General features: G+C 63.1%; 11 protein-coding genes. 1 reads left to right on the top strand and 10 read right to left on the bottom strand.

What is annotated here, in order from left to right:
- Positions 1 to 109: 109 nt before the first annotated feature.
- From gcvP to arcD (NLX68_RS08415), 8 genes are all read right to left on the bottom strand, one after another.
- Complete coding sequence (gcvP, locus tag NLX68_RS08450; RefSeq protein ID WP_254283628.1) at positions 110 to 2,965, bottom strand: aminomethyl-transferring glycine dehydrogenase; 2,856 nt, start codon at positions 2,963 to 2,965, stop codon at positions 110 to 112.
- A gap of 9 nt (positions 2,966 to 2,974) precedes the next feature.
- Positions 2,975 to 3,358 carry a glycine cleavage system protein GcvH gene (gcvH, locus tag NLX68_RS08445; RefSeq protein WP_254283626.1) on the bottom strand — a complete coding sequence of 128 codons (384 nt, stop codon included), beginning with the start codon at positions 3,356 to 3,358 and terminating at the stop codon, positions 2,975 to 2,977.
- Between the two features lie 274 nt (positions 3,359 to 3,632).
- Complete coding sequence (locus NLX68_RS08440) at positions 3,633 to 5,141, bottom strand: sigma-54-dependent transcriptional regulator (RefSeq protein WP_254283625.1); 1,509 nt, start codon at positions 5,139 to 5,141, stop codon at positions 3,633 to 3,635.
- A 115-nt stretch (positions 5,142 to 5,256) separates the two neighbouring features.
- Positions 5,257 to 5,625 (bottom strand): DUF5064 family protein, encoded by a 369-nt coding sequence (locus NLX68_RS08435; protein ID WP_010220192.1) that lies wholly within the window; start codon positions 5,623 to 5,625, stop codon positions 5,257 to 5,259.
- A 55-nt stretch (positions 5,626 to 5,680) separates the two neighbouring features.
- Positions 5,681 to 6,610, bottom strand: a complete 930-nt coding sequence (gene arcC, locus NLX68_RS08430; protein WP_010220191.1) for a carbamate kinase — start codon at positions 6,608 to 6,610, stop codon at positions 5,681 to 5,683.
- Positions 6,611 to 6,758: 148 nt separating this feature from the next.
- Positions 6,759 to 7,769: an ornithine carbamoyltransferase gene (locus NLX68_RS08425; RefSeq protein WP_010220190.1), complete on the bottom strand. Its 1,011-nt coding sequence runs from the start codon at positions 7,767 to 7,769 to the stop codon at positions 6,759 to 6,761.
- An 80-nt stretch (positions 7,770 to 7,849) separates the two neighbouring features.
- A complete protein-coding gene (gene arcA / locus NLX68_RS08420) occupies positions 7,850 to 9,106 on the bottom strand; it encodes an arginine deiminase (RefSeq protein WP_010220189.1) in 1,257 nt (418 codons plus the stop codon).
- Between the two features lie 33 nt (positions 9,107 to 9,139).
- Positions 9,140 to 10,567, bottom strand: a complete 1,428-nt coding sequence (gene arcD / locus NLX68_RS08415) for an arginine-ornithine antiporter (RefSeq protein ID WP_010220188.1) — start codon at positions 10,565 to 10,567, stop codon at positions 9,140 to 9,142.
- 443 nt (positions 10,568 to 11,010) lie between these two features.
- Here arcD (NLX68_RS08415) and arcD (NLX68_RS08410) point away from each other — a divergent pair, with 443 nt between their 5' ends.
- Positions 11,011 to 12,438 carry an arginine-ornithine antiporter gene (arcD, locus tag NLX68_RS08410; RefSeq protein WP_254283624.1) on the top strand — a complete coding sequence of 476 codons (1,428 nt, stop codon included), beginning with the start codon at positions 11,011 to 11,013 and terminating at the stop codon, positions 12,436 to 12,438.
- Between the two features lie 105 nt (positions 12,439 to 12,543).
- Here arcD (NLX68_RS08410) and NLX68_RS08405 read toward each other — a convergent pair whose 3' ends face one another.
- Together NLX68_RS08405 and NLX68_RS08400 are read right to left on the bottom strand one after the other, a co-directional pair.
- Positions 12,544 to 13,902, bottom strand: coding sequence for a CoA transferase (locus NLX68_RS08405; RefSeq protein ID WP_254283623.1), 1,359 nt, complete (start codon positions 13,900 to 13,902; stop codon positions 12,544 to 12,546).
- 49 nt (positions 13,903 to 13,951) lie between these two features.
- On the bottom strand, positions 13,952 to 16,078 hold the full coding sequence (locus NLX68_RS08400; protein ID WP_254283622.1) for a methyl-accepting chemotaxis protein: 2,127 nt from the start codon (positions 16,076 to 16,078) through the stop codon (positions 13,952 to 13,954).
- Positions 16,079 to 16,159 lie beyond the last annotated feature (81 nt).

Raw genomic sequence — 16,159 nt, 5'->3', positions numbered from 1 at the left:
CGTTGTTGGGGAGGAGCATCGCCGGCAAGGCCGGCTCCCACAGGGTTCTTTGGTATTTCCAGAACCTGTGGGAGCTGGCTTTGCCAGCGATTAGGCCATCAGGCCGGACTCAGACGTCCTGATAGCTCTCGATCGACGGGCAGGCGCAGACCAGGTTGCGGTCGCCGAAGACGTTGTCGACCCGGCCGACCGGTGGCCAGTACTTGCCTTCCACCAGCGACGCCAGCGGATACACCGCCTGCTCGCGGCTGTACGGGTGGCTCCATTCACCGGCGATTTCCGCGGCGGTGTGCGGGGCGTTCTTCAGCGGGTTGTCGTCCTTGTCCAGGCTACCGCTTTCCACCGCGCGAATCTCTTCACGGATGCGGATCATCGCCTCGCAGAAACGGTCCAGTTCCTCTTTAGACTCGCTTTCGGTCGGTTCGATCATCAGCGTGCCGGCCACCGGGAAGGACATGGTCGGGGCATGGAAGCCGAAGTCGATCAGGCGCTTGGCGACGTCATCGACGCTGATCCCGCTGCTGTCCTTGAGGGGGCGCAAATCGAGGATGCACTCGTGCGCCACCAAGCCGTTGCTGCCGGTGTACAACACAGGATAGTGCTCTTCCAGGCGGCGGGCGATGTAGTTGGCGTTGAGGATGGCCATCTGCGAAGCGCGCTTGAGCCCGGCCCCCCCCATCATACGAATGTACATCCAGGTGATCGGCAGGATACTGGCGCTGCCGAACGGTGCGGCGCAGACCGCGCCCTGTTTGTTGTCCATGTGCGCATGGCCGGGCAGGAACGGCGCCAGGTGCGATTTGACGCCGATCGGGCCGACGCCCGGGCCGCCACCGCCGTGAGGAATGCAGAAGGTCTTGTGCAGGTTCAGGTGCGAAACGTCGCCACCGAACTTGCCCGGTGCGCAGAGGCCGACCATGGCGTTCATGTTGGCGCCGTCGATGTACACCTGGCCGCCGTTGTCGTGGATGATCGCGCAGATCTCGCCGATGGCTTCTTCGAACACGCCGTGGGTCGAGGGGTAGGTGATCATCAGCGCAGCGAGGTGTTCGCGGTGCTCGATGGCCTTGGCGCGCAGGTCGTCGATGTCGACGTTGCCACGGGCGTCACAGGCGGTGACCACCACGCGCATACCGGCCATGTGCGCGGTAGCCGGGTTGGTGCCGTGGGCCGAGGAGGGGATCAGGCAGATGTCGCGGCGCGCTTCGCCACGGCTCTGGTGGTAGGCGCGGATCGCCAGCAGGCCTGCGTACTCGCCCTGGGAACCGGCGTTGGGCTGCAGCGACACGGCGTCATAGCCGGTGGCGGCGCAGAGCATGGCTTCCAGTTCGCTGGTCAGTTGCTGGTAGCCCTGGCTCTGCTCGGCCGGTGCGAACGGGTGCAGGTTGCCGAACTCGGCCCAGGTCACGGGGATCATTTCGCTGGCAGCGTTGAGCTTCATGGTGCACGAGCCCAGCGGGATCATGGTGCGGTCCAGGGCCAGGTCCTTGTCGGCCAGGCGGCGCAGGTAGCGCATCAGCTCGGTTTCACTGTGGTAGCGGTTGAACACCGGGTGCTCGAGGATCGCCGACTGGCGCAGCAGGGCGGCAGGCAATTGCGCCTGAACGCGGGCCGCGAGGGCGGCGAAGTCTGGCGTGGCCTTAGCATCGGCGAACAACTGCCACAGCGCTTCGACGTCGGCCTGGGTGCTGGTTTCATCCAGCGACAGGCCCAGGCGCTGGGCGTCGATCTGGCGCAGGTTCAGGCGCTGGGCGCGAGCCTGGTCATGCAGGGCGGCGGTGGCGCTGCCGGTGGCCAGGGTCAGGGTGTCGAAGAAGTGCTCGACTTCGACCTTCACGCCCAACTGCTGCAGGCCGGCCTTGAGGATCGCGGTCAGTGCATGGGTGCGTTCGGCGATCTGCTTCAGGCCCTGCGGGCCGTGGTACACGGCGTACATGCTGGCGATGTTGGCCAGCAGCACCTGGGCGGTGCAGATGTTGCTGGTGGCCTTCTCGCGGCGGATATGCTGCTCACGGGTCTGCATGGCCAGGCGCAGGGCGGTCTTGCCGAAGCGGTCGATCGACACGCCGACCAGACGGCCCGGCATGTCGCGCTTGAACGCGTCGCGGGTCGAGAAGTACGCCGCATGCGGGCCACCGAAACCCAGCGGCACGCCGAAGCGCTGGGCGCTGCCGATGGCCACGTCGGCGCCGAATTCGCCCGGTGGGGTCAGCAGGGTCAGGGCCAGCAGGTCGGCAGCCACGGCGACCAGGGCATTGGCCGCGTGCAAGCGCTCGACCAGCTCTCGGTAATCGAACACTTCACCGTTGCTGGCCGGGTATTGCAGCAGGGCGCCAAAGAAGGCGCTGACATCGCTCAATTCACGCTCATCACCCACCACTACCTCGATACCCAGTGGTTCGGCACGGGTGCGCAGTACGTCGAGGGTCTGCGGGTGGCAATGCACGGAAGCGAAGAAGGCGTGGCTGCCCTTGTTCTTGCTCAGGCGCTTGCAGAAGGTCATGGCTTCGGCGGCGGCGGTGGCTTCGTCGAGCAAGGATGCGTTGGCGATCGGCAGCCCGGTGAGGTCGCTGATCAGGGTCTGGAAATTCAGCAGCGCTTCCAGGCGGCCCTGGGAAATCTCTGGCTGGTACGGGGTGTAGGCGGTGTACCAGGCCGGGTTTTCCAGCAGGTTGCGCAGGATCGGTGCCGGGGTGTGGCAGTTGTAGTAACCCTGGCCGATGAAGCTCTTGAACAACTGGTTGTTGCCGGCGATGGCCTTGAGCGAGGCCAGGGCGTCGGCTTCGCTTTGCCCTGCGCCCAGCTCAAGGACGCTGGTGCCCTTGATGCTGTCAGGAATGACTGCAGCGCTCATGGCCTCCAGCGAGTCGAAACCGAGGGTGGCGAGCATGTGTTGCTCATCGCGCTGGCGTGGGCCGATGTGGCGGGCGATGAATTCGTTGGCAGTGCCGAGGTTGATGGTCATGGCGGCTCCTCAGGCGTCAGCGTTGGCTTTGATCAGACGGTCGTAGGCGTCCTGGTCGAGCAGTTGCGCGACGGCACCGGCGTCGGTCGGGATGAAACGGAAGAACCAGCCTTCACCCAGCGGGTCTTCGTTGACCAGCTCGGGGTTGCCTTCAAGCTGGTCGTTGACCGCTACCACTTCGCCGGTCAGGGGCATGTACACGCCGCTGGCGGCCTTGACCGATTCGACGGTCGAGGCTTCGGCGCCTTGCTCGTAGCGTTGCAGCTCTGGCAGTTGCACGTAGACCACATCGCCCAGGGCGTTCTGGGCGAAGGCGGTAATCCCGACGGTGACGCTGCCGTCCGCTTCGCTACGCAGCCATTCGTGATCTTCGGTAAAACGCAACTCGCTCATGGAAACTCCTCAAGGGCCGCAGGGGACGGCTGTGGGCGTGGCTCAGATGAGCCCAGGGATGAGTAATGCCATAGCAATATTGCGGCCATCTATTAAATATCGTTATAAAACAATAGGTTATGTATTTATGAGGGCGAGCGCTCCGGTTGGCTGTAGCGAAATCGCTACGCCCGAAGGCGGGAAAAAAAGCGCAAGTGGATCAGAACCTTGCACTGCGGCCCTGAAACTGTTCTGTATTGATATCGTTACGGTGTAGTGATTTTGATACAGGTAGTCAGGGCTTGGTCGGAATGCCGTATTTGCGCAGGCGATGGGCAATGGCGGTGTGCGAGGTTTGCAGGCGGCTGGCCAACTGGCGGGTTGAGGGGTAGCTGATATAGAGCTTGGCCAGCAGGTTACGTTCGAAGTCTTCCACTGCCTGTTCCAGGCTGTCGACTTCAGCGTCATGCCCACGGGCCACCGAGGTGCCGGCGATGTCCAGGTCGCCGATGTCCACCAGGCTGCTTTCACTGATGGCCGCGGCACGGAAGATCACGTTCTGCAACTGGCGCACGTTGCCCGGCCAGCGGTTACCCAGCAGCGCAGGGTAAGTGGCCGGGGCCAGGCGGCACAGCGGGCGCTGGATCTGGGTGCAGGCCTGTTGCATGAAGTAGCGCGCCAGCAGGAGGATGTCCTGGCCGCGCTCGCGCAGTGGCGGCACCTGCAGGTTGAGTACGTTCAGGCGGTAGAACAGGTCTTCGCGAAAGGTGCCTTCGGCGACCATCTTTTCCAGGTCGCGGTGGGTGGCGCTGAGGATCCGTACGTTGACCTTCACTTCACGGTCGCCGCCGACCCGGCGAAAGCTGCCATCGTTGAGAAAACGCAGCAGCTTGGCTTGCAGGTACGGCGACATCTCGCCGATCTCGTCGAGAAACACCGTGCCCTGGTTGGCCAGCTCCATCAGCCCCGGCTTGCCGCCCCGTTGTGCGCCGGTAAAGGCGCCGGGGGCGTAGCCGAACAGTTCGCTTTCGGCCAGGTTCTCCGGCAGCGCCGCGCAGTTGAGCGCCAGGAAGGGCGCGTTGTGACGGCTGCTGATGGCGTGGCAGGCGCGCGCCACCAGCTCTTTGCCGGTTCCGGTTTCGCCGTGAATCAGCAGCGGCGCATCCAGGGCTGCGACGCGCAGGGCGCGGGCCTTGAGGGTGCGGATCGGCGGCGAATCACCCAGCAGCGCATCGAAACCTTCGGCGTGATCATGGTGCAGCGCCGACAACCGTTCACCGATGCGGTTGGGCTGGTACAGGGTCAGCAGGGCGCCGGCATTGGTGATCGGTGTGGCATCGAGCAGCAGGGTCTGGCCGTTGAGGGTCACTTCGCGCAAGGGCAGATGAAAGCCCTGTTCGATCAAGGCTTCGAGCAAACCGGGGTCGCCAAACAGGTCGGCCACCGAACGGTCGGACGGTTCCTGCCCGCACAGTGCCACCAGTGCCGGGTTGGCCAGCAACACGTGGCCGGCACTGTCGAGGGCCAGCACCGGGTCGCTCATCGCCGCCAGCAAGGCATCGAGCTGCAGGTGGCGACGCTGGCCGGGGAGGATGTCGACCACTTGTACGGTTTGCACGCCGTGCACGTTGAACAGCGCGTCGTGCAGCTCTTCGAGCACGTGGGGGCTGAGGGTCGGGGCGTCGATATAGACGTTCGGCGGCACCATCTCCACAGCGTCCAGGTTGAGGTTGCGGGCGCCGAGCAGGGCCAGCACTTCCTGGGTGATGCCGACGCGGTCGATGAAACTGACGTGGATGCGCATGGGGGGAGGGGTTCAAGGCTGCCGAAGGCGGCCAGTATGCTGTTCAGCGCAATCGCGGGGCAAGCCCGCTCCTACCTGGGTGGGAGCGGGCTTGCCCCGCGATGAGGCCCGAAGGCTATTCCAGATGTTCTGGCTTGACCGAGTCGCCAGACTTCATATTCAGCTGAGTCCGAATATCTTCGAACATCAGGTCATAGATCTTGTGTGGCGACCCGAGGCTCTCGAACTTCTTCGGCGCTGGCAGGTAGCTCTGGGCCTTGCGTGTGGTAAGGCTGAGAAAACTGGGGAGGACCTGATCTTTGGCCAGGAAGAATTTTTCGTCCACCGGCTTGCCTTCGATGTTGCCATGCATGTGGAACTGAATGCCTCGACCTTCCCTGGGGTCCTGCGCCACTTCGTAATTGATGTTCAGGTCGTAGCTGTGATCATTCTGGTTCAGTGCGGTGCGCTCGATATGGACGTGACCAGGTTGAAACTGGGCCATGGTGCAATCCTCCGGAAGGTTGAAAATGGCGGGCCCTCAAGCCCGCCCACTGCATTCAACGGTAGCTGATTCCAGGCTTCGAGGTGCTCACCCGGGTACCGGCGGTACCCTTGACGATATCCTCGATGTCAGCCAGCGAACCGATGACCGCCACTTTGCCGGTATGGCGGGCGAAGTCGCAAGCGGCCTGGACTTTCGGGCCCATGGAGCCGGCGGCGAAGCCGAGGCGTTCGAGCTCGTCCGGATGCGCCTGGGCAATGGCCTTCTGGCTCGGCTTGCCGTAGTCGATGAATGCGGCATTGACGTCGGTGGCGATCACCAGCAGGTCGGCTTCGAGCTGTTCGGCCAACAGCGCCGAGCACAGGTCCTTGTCGATTACCGCTTCGATGCCCTTGAGCTTGCGCTCGGCGTCATACATGGTCGGGATGCCGCCGCCGCCCGCGCAGATAACGATGCTGCTCTTTTCCAGCAGCCATTTGATCGGGCGAATCTCGAAGATGCGCTTGGGCTTGGGGCTGGCCACCACCCGGCGGTATTTATCGCCGTCGGCCTTGACCACCCAGCCTTTCTCCTTGGCCAGACGCTCGGCGTCTTCCTTGCTGTAGACCGGGCCGATGAACTTGGTCGGGTCCTTGAAGGCCGGGTCGTTGGCGTCCACTTCCACCTGGGTCAGGAGAGTGGCGAACGGCACTTCGAAGTCCAGCAGGTTACCCAGCTCCTGTTCGATGATGTAACCGATCATGCCTTCGGTTTCAGCACCGAGCACGTCCAATGGGTAGGCTTCGTCCGGCTTGTAGGATTGCGCCTGCAACGACAGCAGACCGACTTGCGGGCCGTTACCGTGGGCGATGACCAGCTCGTTGCCCGGATGAATCTTGGCGATCTGCTCGGCGGCGATGCGGATATTGGCGCGCTGATTGTCTGCAGTCATGGGTTCGCCACGGCGCAGCAGGGCGTTGCCGCCCAATGCAACAACGATACGCATGATGATGTCCTTTTAGCGTTGGCAGCGAAGCTCTTGTGGGAGCTGGCTTTGCCAGCGATTCAGGCACCGCGCAGTAACGGGTACTGCGCCGATACCATCGCCGGCAAAGCCGGCTCCCACAGGAGCGAAGGTTCGCTCCCTGAATGGATTACAGGTCAGCCAGGGTCGAGACCAGGATCGCCTTGATGGTGTGCATGCGGTTTTCCGCTTGCTCGAAGGCGATGCAGGCAGGCGACTCGAACACGTCGTCGGTCACTTCGATACCGTTGGCCAGGTTCGGGTACTGCTCGGCGATCTGTTTGCCGACCTTGGTGTCGGAGTTGTGGAACGCTGGCAGGCAGTGCATGAACTTGGTCCGCGGGTTGCCGGTGGCTTTCATCAGCTCGGCGTTGACCTGGTACGGCAGCAGTTGCTGGATGCGTTCGCCCCAGGCTTCAACCGGCTCGCCCATCGATACCCAGACGTCGGTGTGGATGAAATCGACGCCCTTGACCGCTGCTTTCGGGTCTTCGGTGAGGGTGATGCGTGCGCCGCTTTCTTCCGCGTATTTCTTGCAACGGGCGACCAGGTCGTCGTGCGGCCACAGGGCTTTGGGCGCGCAGATGCGCACGTCCATGCCAAGTTTGGCGCCGACCAGCAGCAGCGAGTTGCCCATGTTGTTGCGGGCATCGCCCAGGTAGGCGTAGCTGATGTCGTGGATCGGCTTGTCGGCGTGTTCACGCATGGTCAGCACGTCGGCGATCATCTGGGTCGGGTGGTATTCGTCGGTCAGGCCGTTGAACACCGGGACGCCGGCGAACTTGGCCAGCTCTTCGACGATTTCCTGCTTGAAGCCACGGTATTCGATGGCGTCATACATGCGCCCAAGCACCCGGGCGGTGTCCTTCATGCTTTCCTTGTGGCCGATCTGCGAGGAGTTAGGGTCGATGTAGGTGACGTTGGCGCCCTGGTCGTAGGCCGCCACTTCAAAGGCGCAACGGGTGCGGGTCGAGGTTTTCTCGAAGATCAGCGCAATGTTGTTGCCTTTGAGGTGCTGCTGCTCGGTGCCGGTGTACTTGGCACGTTTCAGGTCGCGGGACAGGTCCAGCAGGTAGCGCAACTCGCGAGGGGTGTGGTGTTCCAAGCTCAGCAGGTTACGGTTGTGGATGTTGAACGCCATGATGATTCTCCTGTTCGTGTGAACGGAAAGCGGTGATCGGCCCGTCTGCACCCGTGGGTGCAGACGGTTGGATGGTCGTTTTAGTAGTCGATAGGGTCACGCACGATCGGGCAGGTCATGCAGTGACCGCCGCCGCGACCGCGGCCCAGTTCGCCGGCGCTGATGGTGATGACTTCGACACCGGCCTTGCGCAGCAGGGTGTTGGTGTAGGTGTTGCGGTCGTAGCCGATGACCACGCCAGGCTCAACCGCCACCACGTTGTTGCCGTCATCCCATTGCTCGCGTTCGGCGGCGAAGCTGTTGCCGCCGGTTTCCACCACGCGCAGCTGCTTGAGGTTGAGGGACTCGGCGACCACGTCGAGGAACGACTTGTTCTCGCGGCGCACGTCCATGCCGTACGGCTTGCTGCTGTCCGGACGGATGACGAACGGGACGATTTCCTTGACCACTTCCGGGAAGATCGTGACCAGGTCGCGGTCGCAGAAGCTGAACACGGTGTCCAGGTGCATCGCGGCGCGGGATTTCGGCAAGCCGGCCACCACGACCTTCTCGACCGCGCCTTTGGCAAACAGCGATTGCGCCAGTTGACCGATGGCCTGGCGCGAGGTGCGCTCGCCCATGCCGATCAGGACCACGCCATTGCCGATCGGCATGACGTCGCCGCCTTCGAGGGTGGCTTTGCCGTGGTCATGGTCCGGGTCGCCGTACCAGACTTCAAAGTCGGCACCGCTGAACTCGGGGTGGAACTTGTAGATGGCGGTGGTCAGCAGGGTTTCCTGACGTCGCGCCGGCCAGTACATCGGGTTGAGGGTCACGCCGCCGTAGATCCAGCAGGTGGTGTCGCGGGTGAACTGGGTGTTGGGCAGTGGGTCGAGCAGGAAGCTGGAGTGGCCCAGGTAGTCGCGGTACATCTTGATGACGCTGGCGCCTTCGCTGTCGGGCAGGTCTTCACCGGCCACGCCGCCGATCAGGAACTCGGCGAGCTTGCGTGGCTCCAGGCCTTCGAGCCAGCTGCGCACTTCGTTGGTCAGGCCGACACCGACGGTGTCCGGGGTGATCTTGCGGTCGAGGATCCATTTCAGCGCTTCGGGGTTCTGTACGGTCTCGGTCAGCAGGTTGTGCATTTCCAGCACTTCGATGCCGCGCTCGCGCATTTTAGTGACGAAGTCGAAGTGGTCGCGCTTGGCCTGGTTGACCCAGATGACGTCATCGAACAGCAGTTCGTCGCAGTTGCTCGGGGTTAGGCGCTGGTGCGCCAGGCCAGGGGAGCAGACCATCACTTTGCGCAGTTTGCCGGCTTCGGAATGTACGCCGTACTTAACTTTATCCGTGGACATGGTTCATTTCCTCCAAGTTGCGAAAACGGGTGGTTACAGAGTCAGGAAGCCGTCGTACAGGCCGTAGGCAGCCACCAGGGCGCCAAGGACCACGGCGGCGAAGATCAGCTTCTCCACGTTGGTAAAAATCGGTTGGCCGACCTCGCGCTTGGCCTTGGCGAACAGAATTACGCCAGGGGCATAGAGCAGGGCCGAGAGCAGCAGGTATTTGACGCCGCCGGCATACAGGAGCCAGACCGCGTAGAGCAGGGCGATGGCGCCGATGACCAGGTCTTTCTTGCGTTCGGCCAGGGCCTGTTCGTAGGTTTCACTGCGCAGGGCGAGCAGGAAGGCATAGGCTGCCGACCACAGGTAAGGCACCAGGATCATCGAGGTGGCGAGGTAGATCAGTGACAGGTAGGTACTGGCCGAGAACAGGGTGATGACCAGGAAGATCTGCACCATGGCGTTGGTCAGCCACAAGGCATTGGCCGGTACGTGGTTGGCGTTCTCGCGGCGCAGGAACTCCGGCATGGTGTGGTCTTTGGCGGCGGCGAACATGATCTCGGCGCACAGCAGCACCCAGGACAGCAGCGCGCCGAGCAGCGAGATGATCAGGCCGACGCTGATCAGTACCGCGCCCCAGTGACCGACCACGTGCTCAAGCACGGCAGCCATCGACGGGTTCTGCAGCTTGGCCAGTTCCGGTTGAGTCATGATGCCCAGCGACAGCACGTTGACCAGCACCAGGAACAGCAGCACGGTGATGAAGCCGATGACCGTGGCCTTGCCCACGTCCGAGCGTTTTTCCGCCCGGGCCGAGAAGATGCTCGCGCCTTCGATACCGATGAACACCCAGACGGTGACCAGCATCATGTTGCGCACCTGGTTCATCACGCTGCCCAGGTCCGGGTTCATCGAACCCCAGATGTCAGCGGTGAAGATGTCCAGCTTGAAGGCGAACAGCGCGATCAGCACGAACAGCGCCAGCGGCACGACCTTGGCCACGGTGGTGACCAGGTTGATGAAGGCCGCTTCCTTGATGCCGCGCAGCACCAGGAAATGCACGGCCCAGAGCAGTACCGAGGCGCCAATGACCGCCGCCGGGGTGTTGCCCTCGCCAAAGATCGGGAAGAAGTAGCCAAGCGTGCTGAATAGCAACACGAAGTAGCCGACGTTGCCGAGCCAGGCACTGATCCAGTAGCCCCAGGCCGAAGAAAAGCCCATGTAATCGCCGAAACCGGCCTTGGCGTAGGCGTACACCCCGCCGTCCAGGTCAGGCTTGCGATTGGCCAACGTCTGGAATACGAAAGCCAGGGTCAGCATGCCGATGGCAGTGATGCCCCAGCCGATCAGAACGGCGCCTACATCGGCACTTGCGGCCATGTTTTGCGGCAGCGAAAAGATCCCGCCACCGATCATCGAGCCGACAACAAGTGCAACCAGCGCACCAAGTCGTAGTTTTCCGGGAGCGTCTGACATTGAATAACTCCGTACCAGGAGAAGAGATGGCGCTAGAATAAATCCAGCGGCGAATTCATTAGCTGATTCAGGTCAGTTCATGAGGACATTCCATTGCAAATCAATGACTGAAACAGCTTCCCGGAGTACGCCGACCACAGTGCTGCAAGCCTTGTCCACCGGCACCTCCATGGCGTTTTAGAGCAATCGCTCTTGCGGGGGCTGCGAGAATTGAAGCTAGTCCGTTTTGGGGGAATCGCAAATTTTCCCTGAGAAAATTTCTTATTAGCTTGAAGAGGCGGAAATTGTGCACAAAACTCACCGTTTAGTTCGTCAGGCATAGACGTACTAGTTATGAGCAGGGGGCGCTTAGTGGTTTAATATATATAGACGCTAAGACTGAGCTTATATTTAACTCAGGGTGTACCTCTGGCGTTACAAACACGAGACAGAAGGGGATCTGCATGTCCGAACCTGGACAGAAATTGCGCCTGGGTGCGTTGATCGCCTTGGTGGTCGGCTCGATGATCGGCGGTGGGATTTTTTCGCTGCCGCAAAACATGGCCGCACGTGCTGACGTCGGTGCGGTACTGATCGGCTGGGGGATCACGGCGGTGGGCATGTTGGCGCTGGCCTTCGTGTTCCAGACTCTGGCCAACCGCAAACCCGAGCTCGACTCCGGGGTGTATGCCTACGCCAAGGCCGGCTTTGGCGATTACATGGGCTTTTCTTCGGCCTGGGGCTACTGGATCAGCGCCTGGCTGGGCAACGTCGGCTACTTCGTGCTGCTGTTCAGCACCCTGGGTTTCTACTTTCCGGTGTTCGGTGAGGGCAATACGCCGATTGCCATTGCCTGTGCCTCGTTGCTGCTGTGGGCGGTGCACTTTCTGGTGCTGCGCGGAATCAAGGAGGCGGCGTTCATCAACCAGGTCACCACCGTGGCCAAGATCGTGCCGCTGGTGATGTTCATCGTCATTGCCGCCGTGGCGTTTCGCGCCGACATCTTCACCCGTGATATCTGGGGCATGAGCAACCCGAAGTTCGGCGGGGTGCTGGACCAGGTGCGCAACATGATGCTGGTGACGGTGTTCGTGTTCATCGGTATCGAGGGTGCCAGCGTCTATTCGGGGCGCGCGGCAAAGCGCTCGGACGTCGGCAAGGCCACGGTGGTCGGCTTTCTTGGCGTGCTGGCCCTGCTGGTGCTGGTCAACGTGCTGTCGCTCGGGGTGATGACCCAGCCGGAACTGGCGGCCTTGCAGAACCCGTCGCTGGCCTCGGTGCTTGAGCATATTGTCGGGCCCTGGGGGGCCTTGCTGATCAGTATCGGCCTGGCGGTGTCGCTGCTCGGCGCCTTGCTGTCGTGGGCCTTGCTGTGTGCCGAAATTCTCTTCGCCACCGCTCGCGACCAGACCATGCCGCGCTTTCTGGCCAGGGAAAACGCCAACCACGTACCCTCCAATGCGCTGTGGCTGACCAACGTGATGATTCAGCTGTTCCTGCTGATCACGCTGTTCTCTGCCGGGACGTACACCAGCCTGATCTACCTGGCATCGTCGATGATCCTCGTGCCCTATCTGTGGTCGGCGGCTTTTGCGGTATTGCTGGCGGTGCGCGGGGAATCGTACGAAGGGCACCCGGGGGCGCGACGCAAGGACTTGGTGATTGCCGGTATCGCCCTGGTGTATGCGATCTGGCTGTTGTACGCCGGCGGGCTCAAGTACCTGTTGTTGTCAGCGCTGCTGTACGCGCCGGGGGTGATCCTGTTCGCCCGGGCCAAGCATGAGCAGGGGCAGTCGCTGTTTACCACCTGGGAGAAGCTGATCTTTGCCGCGGTGCTGGTGGGCGCGGGGTTGGCGGCTTATGGCTTGTACAGTGGGGTGTTGAGCCTTTAATCAGGGCTGCGTCGCAGCCCATCGCCGGCAAGGCCGGCTCCCACAGTAGACCGGTGTGTACCACACTCTGCGGGAGCTGGCTTTGCCAGCGAGAGGCCCTCACATTCACCAACAGGCAGCAGCAGAACCCAGCTCACAAGCCCCCCGCTCCCAAACCAGCGGCGCCCCTGCAACCAGTAGCGGCGCTTTCAGCCGTCGCGCCGTCCCCCAGGGCGTCTGCTCCAGTAGCGGGTTCAGATCCGCCGCCGTCTCCGCCTGCAACGGCACATCCGCTACCACGGTGCCCTGATCGATCAACAGCTTCGCCGTGCGCGCCAGCGACAGGTGCAAGCTTGCCCCGCAACCGCTGCCCAGGCGATCGCTGTACGCCTTGATCGCCGCAGCCGCCATCAGGTAGCCGGTGCCATGGTCCAGTGCCTGCACCGGCAGCGGCACGGGCTGGTCGGCCTGCTGCCAGCGCATGCCTTCATGGGCGATGCCGCAGCTCATCTGCACCAGGCTGTCGAAGCCCCGGCGCTGTTGCCAGGGGCCGCTCCAGCCGTAGGCGTTGAGGCTCACATCGATCAGCCCGGGGTTGTGCTGGCGCCGCTGTTCGCTGGCGTAACCCAGTCGTTCGAGGGCATCGGCGCGGTAACCATGCAGGAGAATGTCGGCTTCACTGAGCAGGCGTTCAAACACCCGTCGATCATCCTCATCGTGCAAGTCCAGGCGCGCACAACGTTTACCCAGGGTCACCTCGGCAACCACCGCCGGTTCCTCCCAGCCTGGCGGGTCGATCCGCAGTACCTCAGCGCCGAAGCCAGCCAGCAGGCGGCTGGCGGTGGGGCCGGCGAGGATGCGGGTGAGGTCCAGCACCTTGACCCCGGCCAGAGGTCGGACGGCGTTACCGCTCCAGCGTCTGCTTGTAAAGGCTGGAGCCAGTTGGCGGTGAATCAACGGCTCGGCATTCACTGCCAGGCCCTGAGGATGGGCCGACCATTCGGGCCAGCTGCGCATTTGCGCGGCGCAACCGCCAGCGGTGACTATCGCGCTCTCCAGCTCGCTTGCATGCCAGCACGCAACCAGGTCAGCCATTTGTGCACGGTCAGCCGCACGGCCCACTACCTTCTCGGCGGCGGCGCGATGATGAGCTGCGTTGGTATGCAGGCGAATCCAACCATCTTCAGTGCGGTAGTCACCGGCAATCGGGTCCCACAAGGGCGGTGTGCTCCAGCCTTGCGGACGCAGGCTGGTGGCGAACCAGAACGAACTCAGGCGGCGGTCGACCTCGACCTTTGGCGGTTGATCAAGCTGGCGTTGCAGCAGTTCGGCCACGGCCAGGCCACAGGCGGCAATACTGCTGCTGGCCAGCTCGCTGACCGCAAAGGTCGAGGGCAGGGCGCCGCTGGCGTGAAAGCGCAGGGCATGCAGCAGTGTCGGTGGCAACTGCAGTTCGGTGACAAGGGTGTCGAGTAGCGCGGTCATCAATGGCCCTCCAGCAGAAGGGCCATTGCAGACCATCAGCGGCGCCAGGTCAAACCCTGAACTGATCCATCAGGGCCATCTGCTGCGACGACAGGGTGTTGAGCTGGCTGCTCACCTGGGCCGATTCGGCGGCCTGGCCGGTCAGGGTTTCGGTCACGCCACGGATCGCCGAGACGTTGCGGTTGACCTCTTCGGCCACCGCGCTTTGCTGCTCGGCGGCACTGGCGATTTGCAGGTTCATGTCGCTGATCACCGTGACTGCCTCGCTGATCTTGTCCAGCGCTTGCACCGCCTGGTGGATCTGCCCGGCGTTTTCCTGGGCCTTGCCGTGGCTCGAATGCATGGTCGCGACCACCTCGCGGGTGTTGCTCTGGATGCGTTCGATCACCTGGCGGATCTCTTCCACCGAGTCCTGGGTGCGCCGTGCCAGATTGCGCACTTCATCGGCCACCACGGCAAAGCCACGGCCGCTTTCGCCGGCGCGGGCCGCTTCGATCGCGGCGTTGAGGGCCAGCAGGTTGGTCTGCTCGGCGATGCTGCGGATCACTTCCAGCACCGAGCCGATCTGCTCGCTGTTCTGCGCCAGGGTTTCCACTTCACCTACGGCCTTGCTGACCTGTTCGGCAAGCACGGTAATGTCGCGGGTGCTGCGCTCGATGATTGCCATGCCGTCCTTGGCCGAGCGGTCGGCCCCTCGGGCGGCATCGGCGGCACTGGCGGCACTGTTGGCGACGTCATGGGCGGTGGCGCTCATTTCGTTGGAGGCGGTGGCCACCTGGTCGATCTCGCGAAACTGCACCTGCATGCCTTCGCTGGTGCGCTGGGCAATCGCCGAGGACTGGTCGGCGGTGGCTCGGGCCTGGGTGATGCTCTGCTTGATCTGGGCGATGGTCGGCTGCAGCTTGTCGAGGAAGCGGTTGAAGCCGCCGGTCAGCCGGCCCAGTTCGTCCTTGCGCGCATAGCGCAGGCGCTGGGTCAGGTCGCCGTCGCCGCTGGCGATGGCTTCGAGCATGCTCGCCACGCTGTTCAGCGGGCGGGTCACGCCGGTGGCGGTCAGCCACATCAGCAGCAGGCCGCCGAGGCCGGCCAGGGTGGCGAACAGCAGCACCTTGACGGTGCCGCTGGTGCGGGCGTCTTCGAGGGTAGCCTGAAGGCTGGAGGCGTCGGCCAGCAGTACCTGCTTGGGCAGGTCGATCAGAATGCCCCAGGGTTTGCTGTCGGCAATCGGTTGCACCGGGTTGACGGCACGGATGGTCTGGCCTTGCTCAAGGATCAGCGGCTGGTTGGCGGCGAGCTGTTGCAGTGCTTGCTGGCCGTCCTGGTCGATGGGTTTGCCGGCCTTGCCGGCATCGTTGCTGTTAGCGGCCAGCAGGCCGCTGGGGGCGACGATCATCAAGCGCCCGGCGCCGTTGAACAGCTCCTGCTGGGCTTTGGCGGCAGCGGATTGCAGGGCATCGAGGGAGATGTCCACGCCAGCCACGGCGATCACCTTGCCGTTGTGCAGCAGCGGCATGGTGATGCTGGTCATCAGCATCTGCTTGCCGCCGACGGTGTCGGAGTAGGGCTCGAGCAGGCACGCCCGGGCGCTGTTGCGCGAGCAGGTGTACCAGACGTTGTAGGGCGTGCCGCTGAGGTTGATCTCGGTCTTGTTCAGGTCGACATCGCTGATCACCGTGTTCAGGGCCTGGCCTTGGGCACGGCTCCAGTAACTGGCAAAGCGCCCGCTTTCGTTGCTCAGGCGCTTGGCGTCGTTGGCAAAAGCACTGTCGCCGCCCTCCAGGCCGTCGGGCTCGAAGGCCAGCCAGATGCCGAGCACGTCGGGGTTGCGCTTGAAGCTGGTGGCCAGGCTCTGGTTGATCGCTTCGCGCAGGTCGCCGCCGCTCAGACCGCGGTCACGGGCCAGTTGCTGCAGGTCCTGGACCTGGTCGGCGAGGGCGGTGACGACGGTCTGGCTGTCGCTGAAGGTGCGCCGCAGCATCTCGGCTTTCTCGCCCGCGCGGGCCTGCAGCAGGGCCTGGACGTTGCGGGTAAGCATGGTGGTGCTGGCGTCAGCGACCAGTTCATCGCTCTGGTGCGATTGATACAGGTTGATACCGACGACGAGTGCGACCACGCCAAGCAGGCAGAGGCCGGAAAGCAGGACGATTTTCAGGCGAATCGAGAGCGTGTCGAACATGGACGTACTCGCTAAAAGGCAGGCCGGTAGAGACCGAGCCACCGTACGGGCTCGATTCGCTACATCCATTTAGCGATAACA

The sequence above is a fragment of the Pseudomonas sp. SBB6 genome, from assembly GCF_024213215.1.
GTDB lineage: Bacteria > Pseudomonadota > Gammaproteobacteria > Pseudomonadales > Pseudomonadaceae > Aquipseudomonas > Aquipseudomonas donghuensis.
Note: the sequence above shows the minus strand (reverse complement) of the source record. Positions and strands in the feature narration are given on the sequence as shown.